Consider the following 16,592-nt stretch of genomic DNA (forward strand, 5'->3'; position numbering starts at 1 on the left):
CTGTTATAACCTGTTACCCATGTGCCCGGTTTAAAGTGTTACCCATGTGGCCGGTTCATACACGGCAGCCCCCCCTTTTCCCGTTCACCGTCTGTCATGCTTCTGAAACTGCAACACTTCCAGTGAACGGAACAATCCCACTAAAGCAGCATATTATTCAACCCGAACCCCGAACTCCGAACCCCGCCCCAGACAAAAATTAAACTTATCCCCCCGAACGCCCTAGCGGCACCACCAGCGGCGTCCGCGCAACCGGATCCTCAATAATCATGCAGCGCATCCCGTACACCGCTTCGATAAGCTCGGCGGTAACAATCTCTTTTGGCGCACCCTGCGCCACCACTTTGCCATCGCGCAGGGCAATCAAATGCGTTGCATAGCGACAGGCCTGATTTAAATCATGCAGCACCGCCGCCAGCGTATAACCCTGCTCGCGGTTCAGCTCGCTTAACAACTCCAGCAGATCGATTTGATAGCTGATATCAAGCCAGGTTGTCGGCTCATCGAGCAGCATAATGGCGGTTTCCTGCGCCAGCACCATCGCAATCCACACCCGCTGGCGCTGGCCGCCGGAAAGGGTATCGACGCTTTGCGTGGACAGATTTTCCACCCCCGTCGCGCGCATGGCACGCTGCACCGCGTCATCATCCTCTTTGCGCCAGCGGGTAAAAAGCGGCTGGTGCGGATAGCGCCCGCGGGAAACCAGCTCCTGTACGGTGATATCGCCAGGGGTGGTGGCGTTTTGTGCCAGCAGCCCGATGCGGCGCGCCACCTCTTTGCTGGCGTAACGCTGGATCTGCTCGCCATCGAGATAAACCTGGCCGTGGGTGGGCGTCATCAGGCGGCTTAAGGTGCGCAGCAGGGTTGATTTACCGCAGCCGTTAGGACCGATAATGGCGGTGAAATGGCCGTCGGGAATGGCCACGCTTAACTGTTCGGCAACAATCTTTTTGCCGTAGCCGAGAGTTAACGCTTCGCCATGCAAACGGGCAGATGAATCGGTCATTTCTTGCGAGACTCCTGAATTAACAAGGCGATCAGGTAAATACCGCCGAGGCTGACGGTCACCACGCCAACCGGCAACTGATAAGGGGTAAAACCCTGCTGGGCAATCATATCTGCCAGCAGCAACAGGACCGCGCCGCACAGCGCCGACTGGGTTAATCCCCAGCGCGCAGTGGCGCTGATCCGACGGGCAATATGCGGGGCGACCAGCGCGATAAACGAAATCGGCCCCGCCAGCGCCGTTGCGGCAGCGGTTAGGGCAACGGCCACCAGCAGCAGCAACAAACGTGACCGCTCAACGCTGACGCCGAGCGCGCAGGCCGTATCATCGCCCATCTCCAGCAGCCGCAGACGGCGTGCCAGCAGGGCGGCGAAGAGAAACATCACCAGCATAATCGGCGCGGAAGGGGAGATCTTCGCCCAGGTTAAGCCGTTAAGGGATCCGGCGTTCCACAGCCCGGCGGAGAGCGCCGTTTCCAGCGACGCATGCAGCAGTAGCCAGGTATTAAATGCCACCAGCATGGCGCGCACGCCAATGCCGACGATGATCAAGCGGAAGGTCTCAATGCCGTTGCGCCAGGCCAGCAGCCAAACCACCAGCGACGTCAGAATGCCGCCCACCATGGCTGCCAGCGCGATAGCGGTTAAATGCTGACCAAATAACACCATTGCCACCAGCACGCCGCTCCATGCGCCGGTATTAAATCCCATTACATCCGGGCTGCCGAGCGGGTTACGCATCAGGGACTGGAAAATCGCGCCGCTCACCCCCAATGCCGCGCCCACCAGCAGCGCCATCAGTATGCGCGGCAAGCGCCACTCCATCACCACCATTTGCATGGCGCGCGGCGCAGTGCCGGTGAGGACGTCAATCACCTGCGAAAAAGCCAGCGTCACCGTACCGCTGCGTAAACCCCAGGCGGCCAGCAGCAGTGCAGCTACGTTCATTAACAGACAGCTAGCGATCAAACGGCGGGAGGGGGCGATCATAATCCGCCTCCGCGCGAGCGGCGAACCAGCAGAATCAGTACCGGCGCGCCAATAAAGGCGCTGACCACGGAAACCCGCAGCTCGCCGGGAACCAGCAGGCGGCCGATAATATCGGCGAAAAGCAGTAGGGCCGGAGTGGCAATCAGCGTCACCGGCAGCGACCAGCGGTGATCCGCGCCCACCAGCCAGCGCGCCATATGCGGCATCATCAAACCGATAAAGGCAATCGGTCCCACCACCGCCGTTGCGCTGCCGCATAGCACGGTAATCACCACCAGGCCAATCAACTGGGTGCGCGCGACGCGGCTGCCGAGCGCCGTGGCGGTATCGCTGCCGAGGCTCAGGCTATTAAGGGCGCGGCTCAGCAGCAGCGCGCAGGCGGCCGCCAGCAGCACAGGAATCAGTACGATTTTGAGCGTTTGCAGGGTGCGAATATCGAGGGAACCGGCCTGCCAGAAGCGCAACTGGTCATAGACATCGGCGTTGAGTAGCGAGATACCGCTGGATAACCCTTCGAGCACCGCCGCCAGCGCCACGCCCGCCAGGGTTAGCCGAACCGGGCTAAGCTGTCCGCCGCCCTGGCTGCCGGTAAAGGCCACCAGTAACGATGCCGCCAGCGCGCCGCAAAAGGCCAGCAGCAGTTGTTCTACGGGAGAGACCGCACCGAGCAGGGCCGCGCCGAGGACAATGGCGAAACTGGCTCCGGCGTTAACGCCCAGCAGCCCCGGATCCGCCAGCGGATTGCGCGTGAGGGTTTGCATCAGCGCCCCGGCAATACCCAGCGCGCCGCCGGCGAGTAACCCGGCCAGCGTACGCGGCAGACGGGCGTCTTTGATGATGGTGCAGTCCGCGCTCTGGCAAGCGCCAGTCAGGGCATCGATCACGACGGCGGCAGGCATCGGTTTTGCGCCAATAAACAGACTCAGTGCAACGGCGATAAAAAGCAGTATCAATAACCCGGCGAGGGCGACGGGGCGCGCCGGGAAAGAAGAACACGACATAAAACGTCCCAAATTTGATAATGATAGTAATTATCGTTATCGATCTTGTTTTGATATGTTACCATGCGCGGCCTGCGAATGGACATAAAAAGTGTGTATTTAAGGCATTGTAATGAAGCAACAATCCTGGCTGTTAAACCTGAGCCTGCTGCGTACGCATCCGGCGTTTCGTGCGGTGTTTCTGGCGCGTTTTATCTCAATTCTCTCGCTGGGTTTACTCGGTGTCGCCATACCGGTGCAAATCCAGATGATGACTCACTCCAGCTGGCAGGTTGGCCTTGCCGTTACGCTGACCGGTAGCGCAATGTTTATCGGCCTGATGCTGGGCGGTGTACTGGCGGATCGTTTCGAGCGCAAAAAATTGATTCTGCTGGCGCGCTCGACCTGCGGCATCGGCTTTATCGGCCTGTGGCTCAATGCGCTGTTACCGGAACCCTCACTTATTGCTATCTACCTGCTCGGTTTATGGGACGGTTTTTTCGGTGCCCTTGGCGTGACAGCGCTGCTTGCCGCGACGCCTGCGCTGGTGGGGCGCGAAAATTTAATGCATGCCGGAGCCATTACGATGTTAACGGTGCGGCTCGGCTCGGTGATCTCACCGATGTGCGGCGGTCTGTTACTGGCGACCGGCGGCGTTTCCTGGAACTACGGCCTTGCCGCGGCGGGAACCTTTATTACCCTGCTGCCATTACTCACCCTTCCTGCGTTGCCACCGCCACCACAGCCCCGTGAACATCCGTTGAAATCCCTGCTTAGCGCACTGCAATTCTTACTGAAAAACCCGCTGATTGGCGGCATCGCGCTGCTTGGCGGCCTGCTGACGATGGCGAGCGCGGTGCGCGTGCTCTATCCGGCGTTAGCGATAAGCTGGCAGATGTCGGCGGCGGAAATCGGCGTGCTGTATGCCGCGCTGCCATTAGGGGCTGCTATCGGCGCGTTAACCAGCGGCAGGCTGGTGCACAGCGAGCGGCCCGGCGTGATTATGCTGGTTGCCGCCGTGGGCGCGTTTATCGCTATCGGTCTGTTCAGCCTGATGCCGGTCTGGTCCCTCGGCGTGCTGTTTCTGGCGCTGTGCGGCTGGTTGACGGCGGTGAGTTCACTCCTGCAATATACGCTGCTGCAAACGCAAACGCCGGAAGGGATGCTGGGGCGGATTAACGGCTTATGGACGGCGCAAAACGTAACCGGCGACGCCATCGGCGCGGCGCTATTGGGAGCGATGGGATCGATGATGACGCCCGCCTCGTCGGCGAGCATCAGCGGTTTTGTGCTGGCGATAATCGGTGTGTTGCTGGTGGTAATGCTGGGCGAGCTGCGCCGTTTTCGCCAGACGCCGCCCGCCACCGAAGCCTGATTAACCAAACAGCGTCGACAAACGTTCTAACACGCGGGTGGCGCTATAGTAGTCAAGACGGAAGGTCTCTGCGCCCAGGGCGTATACGCGATGGCTTTGCACTGCAGAAAGGTGCGCCAGCAGCGGATTTTGGCTCAGGGCGTCGGCCTCTTTCTGGTCGCTGGCAAACAGGAACAGCGATTCGCCGTTCAACCCCGCAGCGAGGTTTTCCCCTCCCAGTTGCACGATATCGTGGCGTTTACCCTGGCTCTGACTGGTGTGCAAATTCGCCGGTAGCGGTGCCAGTGCGAAGCCCAACTGCTGCATCAATTTGCCCTGCGCCGACTCTTCGGTCCACAGGTTTGCGCCGTGTGCCGCCGGAGTATAGACCAGCGCGCTCACCGGCTGCGGCGGCAGTTTGATTTGTGCTTTAACCTGCGCAAGCTGCTGGTTGAACTGGTCAATTCTGGCGGTCGCCTCTTTTTCATGTCCGGTTATCTCACCAAGCTGTTTCAGCAGTTCCTGCCAGCTTTTATCGTCGTAGTTGATAACCAGCGTCGGTGCAATGGTCGAAAGCTGGTCATACAGCGCCAGGGCAGAGTCGCCGCCGGTGGCGCTAATCAGGATCAAATCTGGCATCTGCGCGGCAACGGCTTCCGCATTCGGCTCACCGATATACAACCGCGCAACGTTGCGCTGCCTGGCGATCTCGCCCCACTGGCGCAAAAAGCCCTGATCGTCGGCAAAACGGTTATTCGGCGTGGTGGCACCGCTGGCTACCACCGGTGCGTCAATCGCCAGCAGCGAGCCGGTAAGGGTCACGCTGGTCGAGACAATACGCAGCGGCTGGCTGGTAAGGGTATGGCTACCGCGACTGTCGGTTATCTGCCGCGGCCACTCCGCCGCCGACGCTGAGGTTATTCCTAAAACAAAAATACCCATAAACAGCAGGTGCTTAAAACCTAAAAAAGAGTATTTCACTGCGCATATCCTGTATTTGCTGGAGTTAATGCTTCTCATTTTCATCGTTGAGTTGTGAGGATGCAAGCATTAGCAACCTAAACGAACAATCTGCTATTGACAGAATTAGTAATAAATTCTTATCTTAGCCGCCGATTAACACTAATGATAATCATTATTAGTTCACTTATCGTCTTGGGGGATGATATGGAAATGTCAATGGCTGAGGAAACCCAGCACTCTGCCAGCACGCTGGCGGCGGACCAGTTTTTCTTTATGTCGCCGTATCGCAGCTTTACCACTTCCGGGTGCGTGGCGCGTTTCAGCGAGCCGGCCGCCGGCGGCGATGCGCCAGAGAGCGCGTTTCAGCAAAAACTGGCGCAGGCCTTTGCTAACGCCAAAGCGCAGGGCATAGCCCACCCAATCATGGTAGGGGCGATCCCCTTCGACACCACGCAGCCTTCGGCGCTGTTTATCCCGCAGACCTGGCAAACTTTCTCCCGCCCGACGAAACAGCGCTCGGCGCGCTATTTCCACAGCGGCGCGATGCCAAACGTCACATCGCAGCAAGAGATACCGGGGCAGGATGCGTTTATGCAGATGGTGGCGAGCGCCGCCGCCCGCACCGCCACGCCGGAAGTCGACAAAGTGGTGCTTTCCCGGCTGATTGAGATTGCTACCGACAAACGCATCGACAGCGGCGTGCTGCTTGAGCGCCTGATTGCCCAGAACCCCGCCAGTTTTAACTTCCATGTTCCGCTGCCCGATGGCGGCGCACTGTTAGGGGCAAGCCCGGAACTGCTGCTGCGCAAAGAGCAGGAGCGCTTTAGCTCCCTGCCGCTGGCCGGTTCCGCGCGTCGTCAGCCCGACGATCTTCTCGACCGCGAAGCGGGTAACAAACTGCTGGCATCTGAAAAAGACCGCCACGAACACGAACTGGTAACGCAGGCGATGAAAAAGGTCCTGCAGCCGCGCAGCAAAACCCTGACGCTGCCGGAGACGCCGCAGCTGGTTAACACGCCGACGCTGTGGCATCTGGCGACGCCGATTGAAGGTACTGCGCTGGCGGGCGAAAACGCCCTGAGTCTGGCCTGCCTGCTGCACCCGACGCCTGCGCTGAGCGGCTTCCCGCATCTGGTGGCGAAACAGGTGATTGCCGAACTGGAGCCGTTCAACCGCGAGCTGTTTGGCGGCATCGTCGGCTGGTGCGACGCAGAAGGGAATGGCGAGTGGGTGGTCACTATCCGCTGCGCACGTATTCACGATAAAAATGTTCGCCTGTTCGCGGGCGCAGGCATTGTCCCGGCCTCTTCACCGCTGGCGGAGTGGCGCGAAACCGGCGTCAAGCTGACCACCATGCTGAATGCATTTGGTTTGCACTGAGGAAAAATAATGACCCTTCCTTTTACCCGCTGGCCGGAGGATTTTGCTCGCCGTTACCGTGACAAAGGTTACTGGCAGGATCTGCCGCTTAGCGATATTTTGACCCGCCATAAGCACAGCGATGCCACGGCGGTGATCGACGGCGAGCGCCGTTATAGCTATCGCCAGCTCAATGATGCATCCGACAATCTGGCCTGCTCACTCCAGGCGCTGGGTATCCACCGTGGCGACACCGCGCTGATACAGCTGGGTAACGTCAGCGAGTTCTACATCACCTTCTTTGCGCTACTGAAAATCGGCGTTGCGCCGGTAAACGCGCTATTCAGCCACCAGCGCAGCGAGCTAAACGCCTACGCGGCGCAAATCGAACCGGCGCTGCTGATTGCCGATCGCGAACATGGGCTGTTTACCGATGACCGTTTCCTCAACGCTTTTGTCGCTGAGCGCTCGTCGGTGCGTGCGGTGCTGCTGCGCGGTGACAGCGGCGAGCAGTCGCTGGAACAGGCCATTGCCCGCCCGGCGGATAACCTTATCGCCACGCCGACGCCCGCCGATGAAGTGGCGTTTTTCCAGCTTTCCGGTGGCAGTACCGGTACGCCAAAGCTGATCCCCCGCACGCACAATGATTACTACTACAGCATTGTGCGCAGCAATGAGATCTGCGGCTTCAACGCGCAAACCCGCTACCTCTGCGCGCTCCCGGCGGCACATAACTATCCCCTCAGTTCACCGGGTGCGCTGGGCGTGTTTCACGCCGAAGGTTGCGTAGTGTTAGCGGCGGATCCGAGCGCCACGCTCTGCTTCCCGCTGATTGAAAAACACCAGATTAACGTGACTGCGCTGGTACCGCCTGCGGTGAGCCTGTGGTTGCAGGCCATTGCCGAGTGGGGCAGCAACGCACAGCTGGCCTCGTTGCGCCTGTTACAGGTGGGTGGCGCGCGCCTGTCGGCAACCCTTGCTACGCGCATTCCGGCGGAGATCGGCTGCCAGCTGCAGCAGGTTTTCGGTATGGCGGAAGGGCTGGTGAACTACACCCGGCTGGACGATCCCTTTGAACGCATTATTCATACCCAGGGCCGTCCGATGTGCCCCGATGATGAAGTGTGGGTGGCAGATGAAAACGGCCACGTGCTGCCGCCGGGTCACGTCGGTCGCCTGATGACGCGCGGCCCGTATACCTTTCGCGGCTATTTTAACAGCCCGGAACACAATGCCAGCGCCTTTGACGACCACGGGTTTTACTGCTCCGGCGATCTGATCTCCATTGATGAACAGGGCTATATCACCGTACAGGGGCGCGAAAAAGATCAGATCAATCGCGGCGGGGAAAAGATCGCTGCCGAAGAGATCGAAAACCTGTTGCTGCGGCATGAGTCGGTGATCCACGCCGCGCTGGTCAGCATGGAAGATAGCCTGCTCGGGGAAAAGAGCTGCGCTTATCTGGTGGTGAAAACGCCGATACGCGCGGTGGCAGTTCGCCGTTTTCTGCGCGAGCAGGGGGTCGCCGAGTTCAAGCTGCCGGATCGCGTGGAGTGCCTCGATGCGCTGCCGCTGACGCCGGTGGGTAAGGTTGATAAAAAACAGTTACGTCAGTGGCTAGCGCAACGCGCGCCGCTGTAGAGGAGAAAAGATGGCCATTCCAAAATTACAGGGCTACGCGCTGCCCACCGCAGCCGATATCCCGGAAAATAAAGTCAGTTGGCCCTTCGAGCCGGAGCGTGCGGCGCTGCTGATTCATGATATGCAGGATTACTTTGTTAACTTCTGGGGCGAAAACTGCCCGATGATGCAGCAGGTGGTCGCGAATATCGCCGCCCTGCGCGATTTCTGCAAACAGCACCATATCCCGGTCTACTACACGGCGCAGCCGAAAGAGCAGAATGATGAGGATCGCGCGCTGCTGAATGATATGTGGGGGCCGGGCTTAACCCGTTTGCCGGAACAGCAAAAAATCGTCGCCGAACTTACGCCCGATGAAGCCGATACGGTGCTGGTGAAGTGGCGCTACAGCGCGTTTCACCGCTCGCCGCTGGAGCAGATGCTTAAAGAGACCGGCCGTAACCAGTTGTTGATCACCGGGGTCTATTCGCACATTGGGTGTATGACCACCGCCACGGATGCGTTTATGCGCGATATCAAACCCTTTATGGTGGCCGATGCGCTGGCGGATTTCAGCCGTGACGAGCATTTGATGTCGCTGAACTATGTCGCCGGACGTTCCGGGCGCGTCGTGCTGACGCAGGAGTTATTGCCCGTCCCGGCAAGCAAAGCGGCGTTGCGTGCGCTGATCCTGCCGCTGCTGGATGAGTCCGACGAGCCGCTGGATGATGAAAACCTGATCGACTACGGCCTGGATTCCGTGCGCATGATGGCTCTTGCCGCGCGCTGGCGTAAAGTGCATGGCGATATTGATTTTGTCATGCTGGCGAAAAACCCGACTATTGATGCCTGGTGGGCGCTGCTTTCCCGCGAGGTGCAGTGATGGCCGGTATTGATTTTACCGGCAAAACGGTTTGGGTCACCGGAGCGGGCAAAGGGATTGGTTATGCTACCGCACTGGCGTTTGAAAAAGCGGGCGCGCAGGTGACGGGTTTCGATCTGGCTTTCCCGGCGGCGGACTATCCTTTCGCTACCGAAGTGCTGAACGTGGCGGAACACGCCGAGACCGCTGAGGTGTGCGGGCGTTTGCTGGCCTCCATTGAGCGACTCGATGTGCTGGTTAACGCGGCGGGTATTCTGCGCATGGGGGCTACGGACCAACTCGCGGCAGAGGCGTGGCAGCAAACCTTCGCCGTCAACGTCGGCGGTGCGTTTAACCTGTTCCAGCAGACGATGGGCCAGTTCCGGCGTCAGCAGGGTGGGGCGATTGTCACCGTGGCGTCGGACGCGGCACACACGCCGCGCATCGGCATGAGCGCTTATGGGGCGTCAAAAGCGGCGCTGAAAAGCCTGGCGCTGACCGTCGGGCTGGAGCTGGCGGGCAGCGGCGTGCGCTGTAACATTGTCTCACCGGGCTCGACGGATACGGATATGCAGCGCACCCTATGGCTAAGCGATGATGCAGAGCAGCAACGGATTCGCGGCTTTGGCGAACAGTTCAAACTGGGCATTCCGCTGGGTAAAATCGCCCGTCCGCAGGAAGTGGCGAACACTATTTTGTTCCTCGCCTCCGATCTGGCAAGCCATATCACCCTGCAGGATATTGTGGTGGATGGCGGCTCAACGCTGGGGGCCTAGATGATCTGGAAACGTCACGTCACCCTTGATGAGCTGAACGCCACCAGCGACAACACGCTGGTGAAGCATCTGGCGATTGTCTATACCCGTATCGGGGATGATTTTCTCGAAGCGGAGATGCCGGTCGATAGCCGCACACATCAGCCCTTTGGCTTGCTGCACGGCGGCGCATCAGCGGCGCTGGCGGAAACCCTGGGATCGATGGCTGGTTTTCTGATGACCCGCGACGGGCAGAACGTGGTGGGAACCGAGCTGAACGCCACCCATCATCGTGCGGTCTCGCAGGGCAGAGTGCGCGGCGTCTGTCAGCCGTTGCACCTCGGGCGGCAGAGCCAGAGCTGGGAGATCGTGGTATTTGACGAGCAGGGGCGGCGCTGCTGTACCTGCCGCCTGAGCACGATGGTCTTAGGCTAGGGTGAAAAAAGTTTTACCCCGCACCCGTCGTGGCGCGGGGTAAAGCGTGGCTATCAGAGCATCGAAACGACGCGGCGCAACAAGCGGATGCGCGGTTCAATCGAGGCTTTATCCAGCCACTCCGCCGGGCTGTGGAAGCCTGCGCCAATCGGGCCTAAGCCATCCAGCGTCGGAATACCGAGCGCCGCCGTGTGGTTAGCGTCGCTGCCGCCGCCAACCGCCTGCCAGGTGATAGAGATATTCTCCTCAATACCTGCCCGTTCAACCTGCTGCATTAGCGCCTGCGTGGCTTCACTCGCCGCCATTGCTGGTTTGTGATTCACCCGTTTGAGAGTCGTGGTTACGCCGTCTAAAAAGCCCTTTTCACACAAGGCTTGCAGCGCGCTGTTGACGCGGTCATATTCGTCGTTTTCCCAAAAACGCACATCCAGCTCCGCTGTCGCCTGGTCGGCAACCACGTTGGCCGCGCTGCCGCCGTTGATAACGCCAACGTTAAGGGTGGTGCCGCGCTGCCAGTCCGTCAGGGCGTTGATCGCGGTAATGCTATGAGCCAGCGCGGTAATCGCCGAACGGCCTTTTTCAGGATCGTTACCGGCGTGCGCCGCTACGCCGCTAAAGGTGAGATGGTAACCCGCCATACCCTTGCGCGCTTTCACCAGTGAGCCGTCCGCACGCGCGGCTTCGCACACCAGCACGCAGCGAGAACGCTGGGCCAGCTCGCCAATCCATTCGTGAGAGTAAACCGAGCCGGTCTCTTCATCAGGATTCATCGCCACCGCGATCGACAGACGCGATTTGTCGGCCTCATCCAGCCCGCGCATCGCCCAGAGAATATTTAGCAGGCCGCTTTTCATATCCGAAACGCCGGGGCCATAAATACGGCTGTCATCCTGGGTTAATGGACGCTGCGCAACGGTGCCGGGGGCAAAAACCGTATCCAGATGACCGACCAGCAGCACATCAAAATGGGTTGCGCTGGGGTTGTTGCAGACAAACACGCCGGGGCCGACGTTATCGCCAAGATCGACCTGCCGGGTATGCCAGCCTTCCGCCTGCCAGAGCGCGCGAATGGTCCCGGCGACGGTCGCGACGCCCTCCAACGTGTGGGTGCCGCAATCGACATTTACCAGGCTTTTCAGTTCTTCAATATAGTGGTCAAGATTCATGGTTAATCCTTAGAGAATAATGCGCATCAGCAGCATGGCTAAAAAGGCGTTAATGACTGAAATGACGATCATCAGGGGGATACGTTTACCGCGGGTGCCAATAACACCAAGAATGCGCCCCAGATATTGGATCTGCGAGCCCATCAGATAGATGGCCGGGGCGAGGATCGCCAGGTGTTCGCCGCTGATAATACCTTTGTCGAACAGGCCAATCGCCACGCCGATACCGCCGCCCATCGACATCCAGCCGCCAATCAGTACGGCGGCGGCTTCGCCCGGCAGGCCAAACAGCCCCATCAACGGGGCGAAAATAATTCCCAGCCCTTTCAACGCGCCGGTGATTTCAAGGGCTTTGATGATAATAAAAGCCATCACCACGTTGGGCAGCGTGCTGCCGGTCGCGATGCTCCAGCCTTTACGTGCGCCTTCAACAAAGACATCGGTGATAACGGGATTCGATTGTGGGGCGCTCATGCGGTTTCTCCTTTTGCCTGCGGCTCGCCGGTGGCGTCTTTGTTAGTGAATTTCAGCGCCAGGCGCATCAGGTTGGCACCGACAATTTTCATCACAAACATCACCGCGATGCAGGCGCCAATTGAGGCGGGTACCGCCGCCGTGCCGTCAGCGGCGATCAGCGTAAAGAGGATTGCGCCGGAGGAGAAAAAGTTAGTGATCATCGCCCCCGCCGAGAACTGGAACATGGCAAAGACATCTTTCTCGCTTTCGCTAATAAGCCCTTCATCGGCGAGGTTGCGGGTCAGGGACGCGCCGACATCGGTACTTTGCAGGCTGCCAATCATCGCAAGCCCGGCGGTGCCAGGAATGCCCAGCAACGGGCGAAGCAGCGGGGTAAGCAGTTTGCGTGCGGCACGCAGCGCGCCGTAATGCTCAAGCACGTTGATCATGCCGAGGGCGAACATCACGGCCGGGATCAGCCCCAGCGCAAACAGAAAACCGTCCATTGCGCCGCTGCCGCCGGTGCCGCGAAAGGCGCTGGTGGCGGTAATAAGTGCGCCATCGTCAAGGCTGGCCTTACTGACCACTTTGCCGAAAGCGCCGTTGAGGGTGGTGAAATCAAACACGCCGTACCACTCTTTTCCGCCCAACAGGCCGGAGAAAAAGACGGCGGCGAAGGCCAGCGCAAAATAGGCGCCGATACCCACCTTTTGGTCCTTAGGTATTGAACTGTTCATTTCCTTTTCCTTGTTAGTGCGCGAATGCGCAGGCTTATTCTGGCGATGTTTGATGCAAAAAAGATGATATAAATCATGTCGGTAACGCCACAGAGCCCGCGAGAATGCAAAAATGTGAAGCGAAAGAGCAGGTTAGAAGGAGGGAAAGTGATCGACTTAACACTGTGGTGTAAATGTCTGGTCTGACGCCACATAATTGCGTTTCAAAGTTGTTAATTTTTATACAGTGATCTAGAAACAAAATGTAACATCTCACTGTTTCTCACTGACGGATAACAACGATGAATAACGCAGGGAAATACCTTGTCTGGGCCGTGCTCGCCATCGTGGCAGCATTTGCGCTGGGCTATATCGCATTGAATCGGGGCGAACAGATCAACGCGCTGTGGATAGTGGTTGCCGCAGTCTGTATCTACCTTATTGCTTACCGTTTTTACGGCCTCTTTATCGCCAAAAATGTGCTGCAGGTTGATCCGACGCGCATGACCCCGGCGGTGCGCTATAACGATGGCCTCGACTATGTGCCGACGGATAAGAAAGTGCTGTTCGGCCACCATTTTGCGGCGATCGCCGGTGCCGGTCCGCTGGTCGGCCCGGTGCTGGCGGCACAAATGGGTTATCTCCCCGGTATGATCTGGATCCTCGCGGGCGTGGTGCTGGCCGGTGCGGTGCAGGACTTTATGGTGTTGTTTATCTCTACCCGCCGCGATGGGCGATCCCTTGGCGAGATGGTGAAAGAAGAGATGGGGGCGACCGTCGGCGTGATTGCGCTGGTGGCGACCTTTATGATCATGGTGATTATCCTCGCGGTGTTGGCGATGATTGTCGTTAAAGCGCTGACTCACAGCCCGTGGGGAACCTACACCGTTGCCTTTACCATTCCGCTGGCGATTTTTATGGGCGTTTATATTCGCTATCTGCGCCCGGGACGTATTGGCGAAGTGTCGGTGATTGGCCTGGTACTGCTGGTGTTTGCCATTATTTCCGGCGGCTGGGTGGCCGCAAGCCCAGGCTGGGCACCGCTGTTTGATTTTACCGGTGTGCAGCTGACCTGGATGCTGGTGGGCTACGGTTTTATCGCCTCGGTACTGCCGGTGTGGCTGCTGCTCGCACCGCGCGATTACCTCTCTACCTTCCTGAAAATCGGCACCATTATTGGGCTGGCGATTGGCATTCTGATTATGCGTCCGACGCTCACCATGCCAGCGCTGACCAAGTTTGTTGATGGCACAGGGCCGGTGTGGACCGGTAATCTCTTCCCGTTCCTGTTTATTACCATTGCCTGCGGCGCGGTCTCCGGTTTCCATGCGCTGATCTCCTCCGGTACTACACCGAAGATGCTCGCCAGCGAAGGGCAGGCGTGTTTTATCGGTTACGGCGGCATGTTGATGGAGTCGTTTGTGGCGATAATGGCGCTGGTCTCCGCCTGCATTATCGATCCGGGCGTCTACTTTGCCATGAACAGCCCGATGGCGGTGTTAGCCCCTGCGGGCACGGTAGATGTGGTGGCATCGGCGGCGCAGGTGGTCAGCGGTTGGGGCTTCTCAATTACCCCGGATGCCCTCAAGCAGATCGCCACAGAAGTGGGTGAGCAGTCGATCATCTCCCGCGCGGGCGGTGCGCCGACGCTGGCGGTGGGCATGGCGTACATTCTGCACGGTGCCCTTGGCGGCTTAATGGATGTCTCCTTCTGGTATCACTTCGCCATTCTGTTTGAAGCGCTGTTTATTTTAACCGCGGTGGATGCCGGTACGCGCGCGGCGCGTTTTATGCTGCAGGATCTGCTGGGGGTAATTTCACCGACGCTGAAACGGACGGAATCGCTGCCCGCCAACCTGCTGGCAACCGGGCTGTGCGTACTGGCGTGGGGCTATTTCCTTCATCAGGGCGTAGTCGATCCTCTCGGCGGTATCAATACCCTGTGGCCGCTGTTTGGTATTGCCAACCAGATGCTGGCGGGCATGGCACTGATGCTCTGCGCGGTAGTGCTATTCAAAATGAAACGCCAGCGTTACGCCTGGGTAGCGCTGCTGCCGACCGCCTGGCTGCTGGTCTGTACGCTGACTGCCGGCTGGCAAAAGGCCTTTAGCCCGGATGCGAAAGTGGGTTTCCTGGCGATTGCCAATAAGTTCCAGTCGATGATCGACAGCGGTAATATTCCGGCGCAATATACCTCTTCCCAGCTGGCGCAGCTGGTGTTTAACAACCGTCTGGATGCCGGACTGACGATTTTCTTTATGGTCGTGGTCGTGGTACTGGCGTTCTACTCGCTGAAAACCGCGCTGGCGGCGCTAAAAGAGGGGGCGCCGACGGCAAAAGAGACGCCGTATCAGCCGATGCCGGACAACGTTGAGCAGATTGTCGGCCAGGCTAAAAGTGTTCATTAATCGCTAGACTGGGAGGATCGATGTTCGATACGCTTTCAAAAGCCGGGAAGTACCTGGGCCAGGCGGCGAAGATGATGATCGGCGTTCCGGACTATGACAATTATGTCGAGCATATGCGCGTGACGCATCCGGATCAGACGCCAATGACCTACGAGGAATTTTTCCGCGAGCGCCAGGATGCGCGCTACGGCGGTAAAGGCGGCGCACGCTGCTGTTAATGCCTGGATAAATAAAAAGGCGGCGCAACGGCGCCGCTTTTTCTTTGCTTATTAATCAGGCGTTTGCGCCGCCGTCGACCACAATATCGGTACCGGTTATCTGTTTTGCCGCCGGGCTGGCGAGGAAAGCCACGGCCTCGGCGATATCCTGCGCTTCGCCATAATGACCCAGCGCAATTAAGCGGCGCTGTTCATCCGCGTTTTCACCATCCGCCGGGTTCATATCGCTATCCGTTGAGCCGGGTTTCACCATATTGACGGTGATCCCGCGCGGACCCAGATCCCGTGCCAGCCCGCGGGTTAAGGAGTTCAGCGCCGATTTGGTCATTGAGTAAACGGTGATGTCCGTAAACGGCACGCGATCGGAGAGGCTGCTGCCGATATTAATAATGCGCCCGCCTTGCGGCAGATGGGGGATCGCCGCCTGGGTGGTATAAATCACGCCGCGAATATTGACGTTAATCAGCGCATCGATATCCTCCTGCGACATCGCTTCTAACTGACCTGCGCGGGCGATACCGGCGTTATTGACCAGAATATCCAGCCCGCCAAGCTGCTCAACGGCTTTAGCGACGGCTTCGCGCGCGGCCTGCGGGTTCGCGCTATCGGCCTGAATCGCCACACCGTTACCGCCTGCTGCTCGAATCTCTTCAACCACCGCCTGCGCTTTCTGGGCAGATTTTTCCCAGGTGATAGCCACGTCTGCGCCTTCGCGCGCCAGCGTTAAGGCTATCGCTTTTCCTAAACCTCGGCTCGCACCGGTGACCAGCGCGCGTTTACCTGCAAGTGAATGTGACATAGTTGCTCCAGATTTATGTGTCGATTGATACATAATTAAAATAAACAGGCTTTCATCCTTTCGTCAATAGGATTAATATATCGATCAGCACAAAATGAGAGGAGGCCTCAGTGAGCCGCGGAAGACCACGGGAATTTGATCGTACCGATGCACTGAATAAAGCGATGAAGCTCTTCTGGCAGAAGGGTTACACCGCCACTTCCATGAGCGATCTCTATGAGGCGATGGGCATTAAATCCCCCAGCCTGTATGCGGCGTTTGGCAGCAAAGAAGATCTCTATGATGAAGTGTTGCGGCACTATGAACAGTGCATTGCCCCCGCGATCTGGGGCGATATGCAAAGCGAGCCATCGGCGAAACAAGCGATTGCCCATTGGCTGGAACGTTCGGCGGAAACCCTAACCCGCTGCGATTTGCCCCACGGCTGTATGGTGACCTTGTCGGCGGTTGCCAGCGAAGGCCACGAACGGCTGGGTGAACGGGTTCGGCAGCTGCGTATCGGCGGG

General features: G+C 58.6%; 17 protein-coding genes. 9 read left to right on the top strand and 8 right to left on the bottom strand.

Annotated features, from left to right (window positions below):
- Positions 1–205: 205 nt before the first annotated feature.
- The 3 genes from fepC to fepD are packed head-to-tail and all read right to left on the bottom strand — an operon-like array spanning position 206 to position 2,996.
- Positions 206–1,006 carry an iron-enterobactin ABC transporter ATP-binding protein gene (gene fepC / locus RW65_RS00845; RefSeq protein WP_039054763.1) on the bottom strand — a complete coding sequence of 267 codons (801 nt, stop codon included), beginning with the start codon at positions 1,004–1,006 and terminating at the stop codon, positions 206–208.
- A complete protein-coding gene (fepG, locus tag RW65_RS00850) occupies positions 1,003–1,995 on the bottom strand; it encodes an iron-enterobactin ABC transporter permease (RefSeq protein WP_039054764.1) in 993 nt (330 codons plus the stop codon). Before fepG ends, fepC begins: the two co-directional genes overlap by 4 nt.
- A complete protein-coding gene (gene fepD, locus RW65_RS00855) occupies positions 1,992–2,996 on the bottom strand; it encodes a Fe(3+)-siderophore ABC transporter permease (protein WP_039054765.1) in 1,005 nt (334 codons plus the stop codon). Before fepD ends, fepG begins: the two co-directional genes overlap by 4 nt.
- Positions 2,997–3,108: 112 nt before the next feature.
- On the opposite strand from fepD, the gene entS reads away from it, so the two are divergent.
- Positions 3,109–4,350, top strand: a complete 1,242-nt coding sequence (gene entS, locus RW65_RS00860) for an enterobactin transporter EntS (protein WP_039054766.1) — start codon at positions 3,109–3,111, stop codon at positions 4,348–4,350.
- Here the strand turns inward: entS and fepB are convergent, their stop codons facing one another.
- Positions 4,351–5,271, bottom strand: a complete 921-nt coding sequence (gene fepB, locus RW65_RS00865; protein ID WP_052250248.1) for a Fe2+-enterobactin ABC transporter substrate-binding protein — start codon at positions 5,269–5,271, stop codon at positions 4,351–4,353.
- Between the two features lie 225 nt (positions 5,272–5,496).
- Between fepB and entC the strand changes: the two genes are divergently transcribed.
- The 5 genes from entC to entH are packed head-to-tail and all read left to right on the top strand — an operon-like array spanning position 5,497 to position 10,323.
- Positions 5,497–6,672, top strand: a complete 1,176-nt coding sequence (gene entC / locus RW65_RS00870; RefSeq protein WP_039054768.1) for an isochorismate synthase EntC — start codon at positions 5,497–5,499, stop codon at positions 6,670–6,672.
- 9 nt (positions 6,673–6,681) lie between these two features.
- A complete protein-coding gene (entE, locus tag RW65_RS00875; RefSeq protein WP_039054769.1) occupies positions 6,682–8,292 on the top strand; it encodes a (2,3-dihydroxybenzoyl)adenylate synthase EntE in 1,611 nt (536 codons plus the stop codon).
- Between the two features lie 10 nt (positions 8,293–8,302).
- A complete protein-coding gene (locus RW65_RS00880; RefSeq protein ID WP_039054770.1) occupies positions 8,303–9,154 on the top strand; it encodes an isochorismatase in 852 nt (283 codons plus the stop codon).
- Positions 9,154–9,909, top strand: a complete 756-nt coding sequence (gene entA, locus RW65_RS00885) for a 2,3-dihydro-2,3-dihydroxybenzoate dehydrogenase EntA (protein ID WP_039054771.1) — start codon at positions 9,154–9,156, stop codon at positions 9,907–9,909. Before RW65_RS00880 ends, entA begins: the two co-directional genes overlap by 1 nt.
- Positions 9,910–10,323 (top strand): proofreading thioesterase EntH, encoded by a 414-nt coding sequence (entH, locus tag RW65_RS00890; RefSeq protein WP_039054772.1) that lies wholly within the window; start codon positions 9,910–9,912, stop codon positions 10,321–10,323.
- A gap of 53 nt (positions 10,324–10,376) precedes the next feature.
- On the opposite strand, the gene RW65_RS00895 is transcribed toward entH, so the two are convergent.
- From RW65_RS00895 to RW65_RS00905, 3 genes are read right to left on the bottom strand one after another with little or no spacing between them, the layout of a single operon-like run.
- A complete protein-coding gene (locus tag RW65_RS00895) occupies positions 10,377–11,489 on the bottom strand; it encodes a M20 family metallopeptidase (RefSeq protein ID WP_039054773.1) in 1,113 nt (370 codons plus the stop codon).
- A gap of 9 nt (positions 11,490–11,498) precedes the next feature.
- Complete coding sequence (locus tag RW65_RS00900; RefSeq protein ID WP_039054774.1) at positions 11,499–11,963, bottom strand: YjiG family protein; 465 nt, start codon at positions 11,961–11,963, stop codon at positions 11,499–11,501.
- Complete coding sequence (locus tag RW65_RS00905) at positions 11,960–12,682, bottom strand: nucleoside recognition domain-containing protein (RefSeq protein WP_039054775.1); 723 nt, start codon at positions 12,680–12,682, stop codon at positions 11,960–11,962. Before RW65_RS00905 ends, RW65_RS00900 begins: the two co-directional genes overlap by 4 nt.
- 281 nt (positions 12,683–12,963) lie before the next feature.
- Here RW65_RS00905 and cstA point away from each other — a divergent pair, with 281 nt between their 5' ends.
- The gene (gene cstA / locus RW65_RS00910) at positions 12,964–15,069 is read left to right on the top strand and encodes a pyruvate/proton symporter CstA (protein ID WP_039054776.1); all 2,106 of its coding nucleotides are present in this window, start codon (positions 12,964–12,966) and stop codon (positions 15,067–15,069) included.
- Between the two features lie 20 nt (positions 15,070–15,089).
- Positions 15,090–15,287, top strand: coding sequence for a YbdD/YjiX family protein (locus tag RW65_RS00915; RefSeq protein WP_000460621.1), 198 nt, complete (start codon positions 15,090–15,092; stop codon positions 15,285–15,287).
- Between the two features lie 55 nt (positions 15,288–15,342).
- Here RW65_RS00915 and RW65_RS00920 read toward each other — a convergent pair whose 3' ends face one another.
- Positions 15,343–16,086: an SDR family NAD(P)-dependent oxidoreductase gene (locus RW65_RS00920; protein WP_039054777.1), complete on the bottom strand. Its 744-nt coding sequence runs from the start codon at positions 16,084–16,086 to the stop codon at positions 15,343–15,345.
- 110 nt (positions 16,087–16,196) lie between these two features.
- Here RW65_RS00920 and RW65_RS00925 point away from each other — a divergent pair.
- Positions 16,197–16,592, top strand: a 396-nt coding sequence (locus tag RW65_RS00925) for a TetR/AcrR family transcriptional regulator (RefSeq protein WP_039054778.1), incomplete at its 3' end; no start/stop codon positions are given.

It is taken from the genome of Enterobacter sp. Bisph1 (assembly GCF_000814905.1).
GTDB lineage: Bacteria > Pseudomonadota > Gammaproteobacteria > Enterobacterales > Enterobacteriaceae > Kosakonia.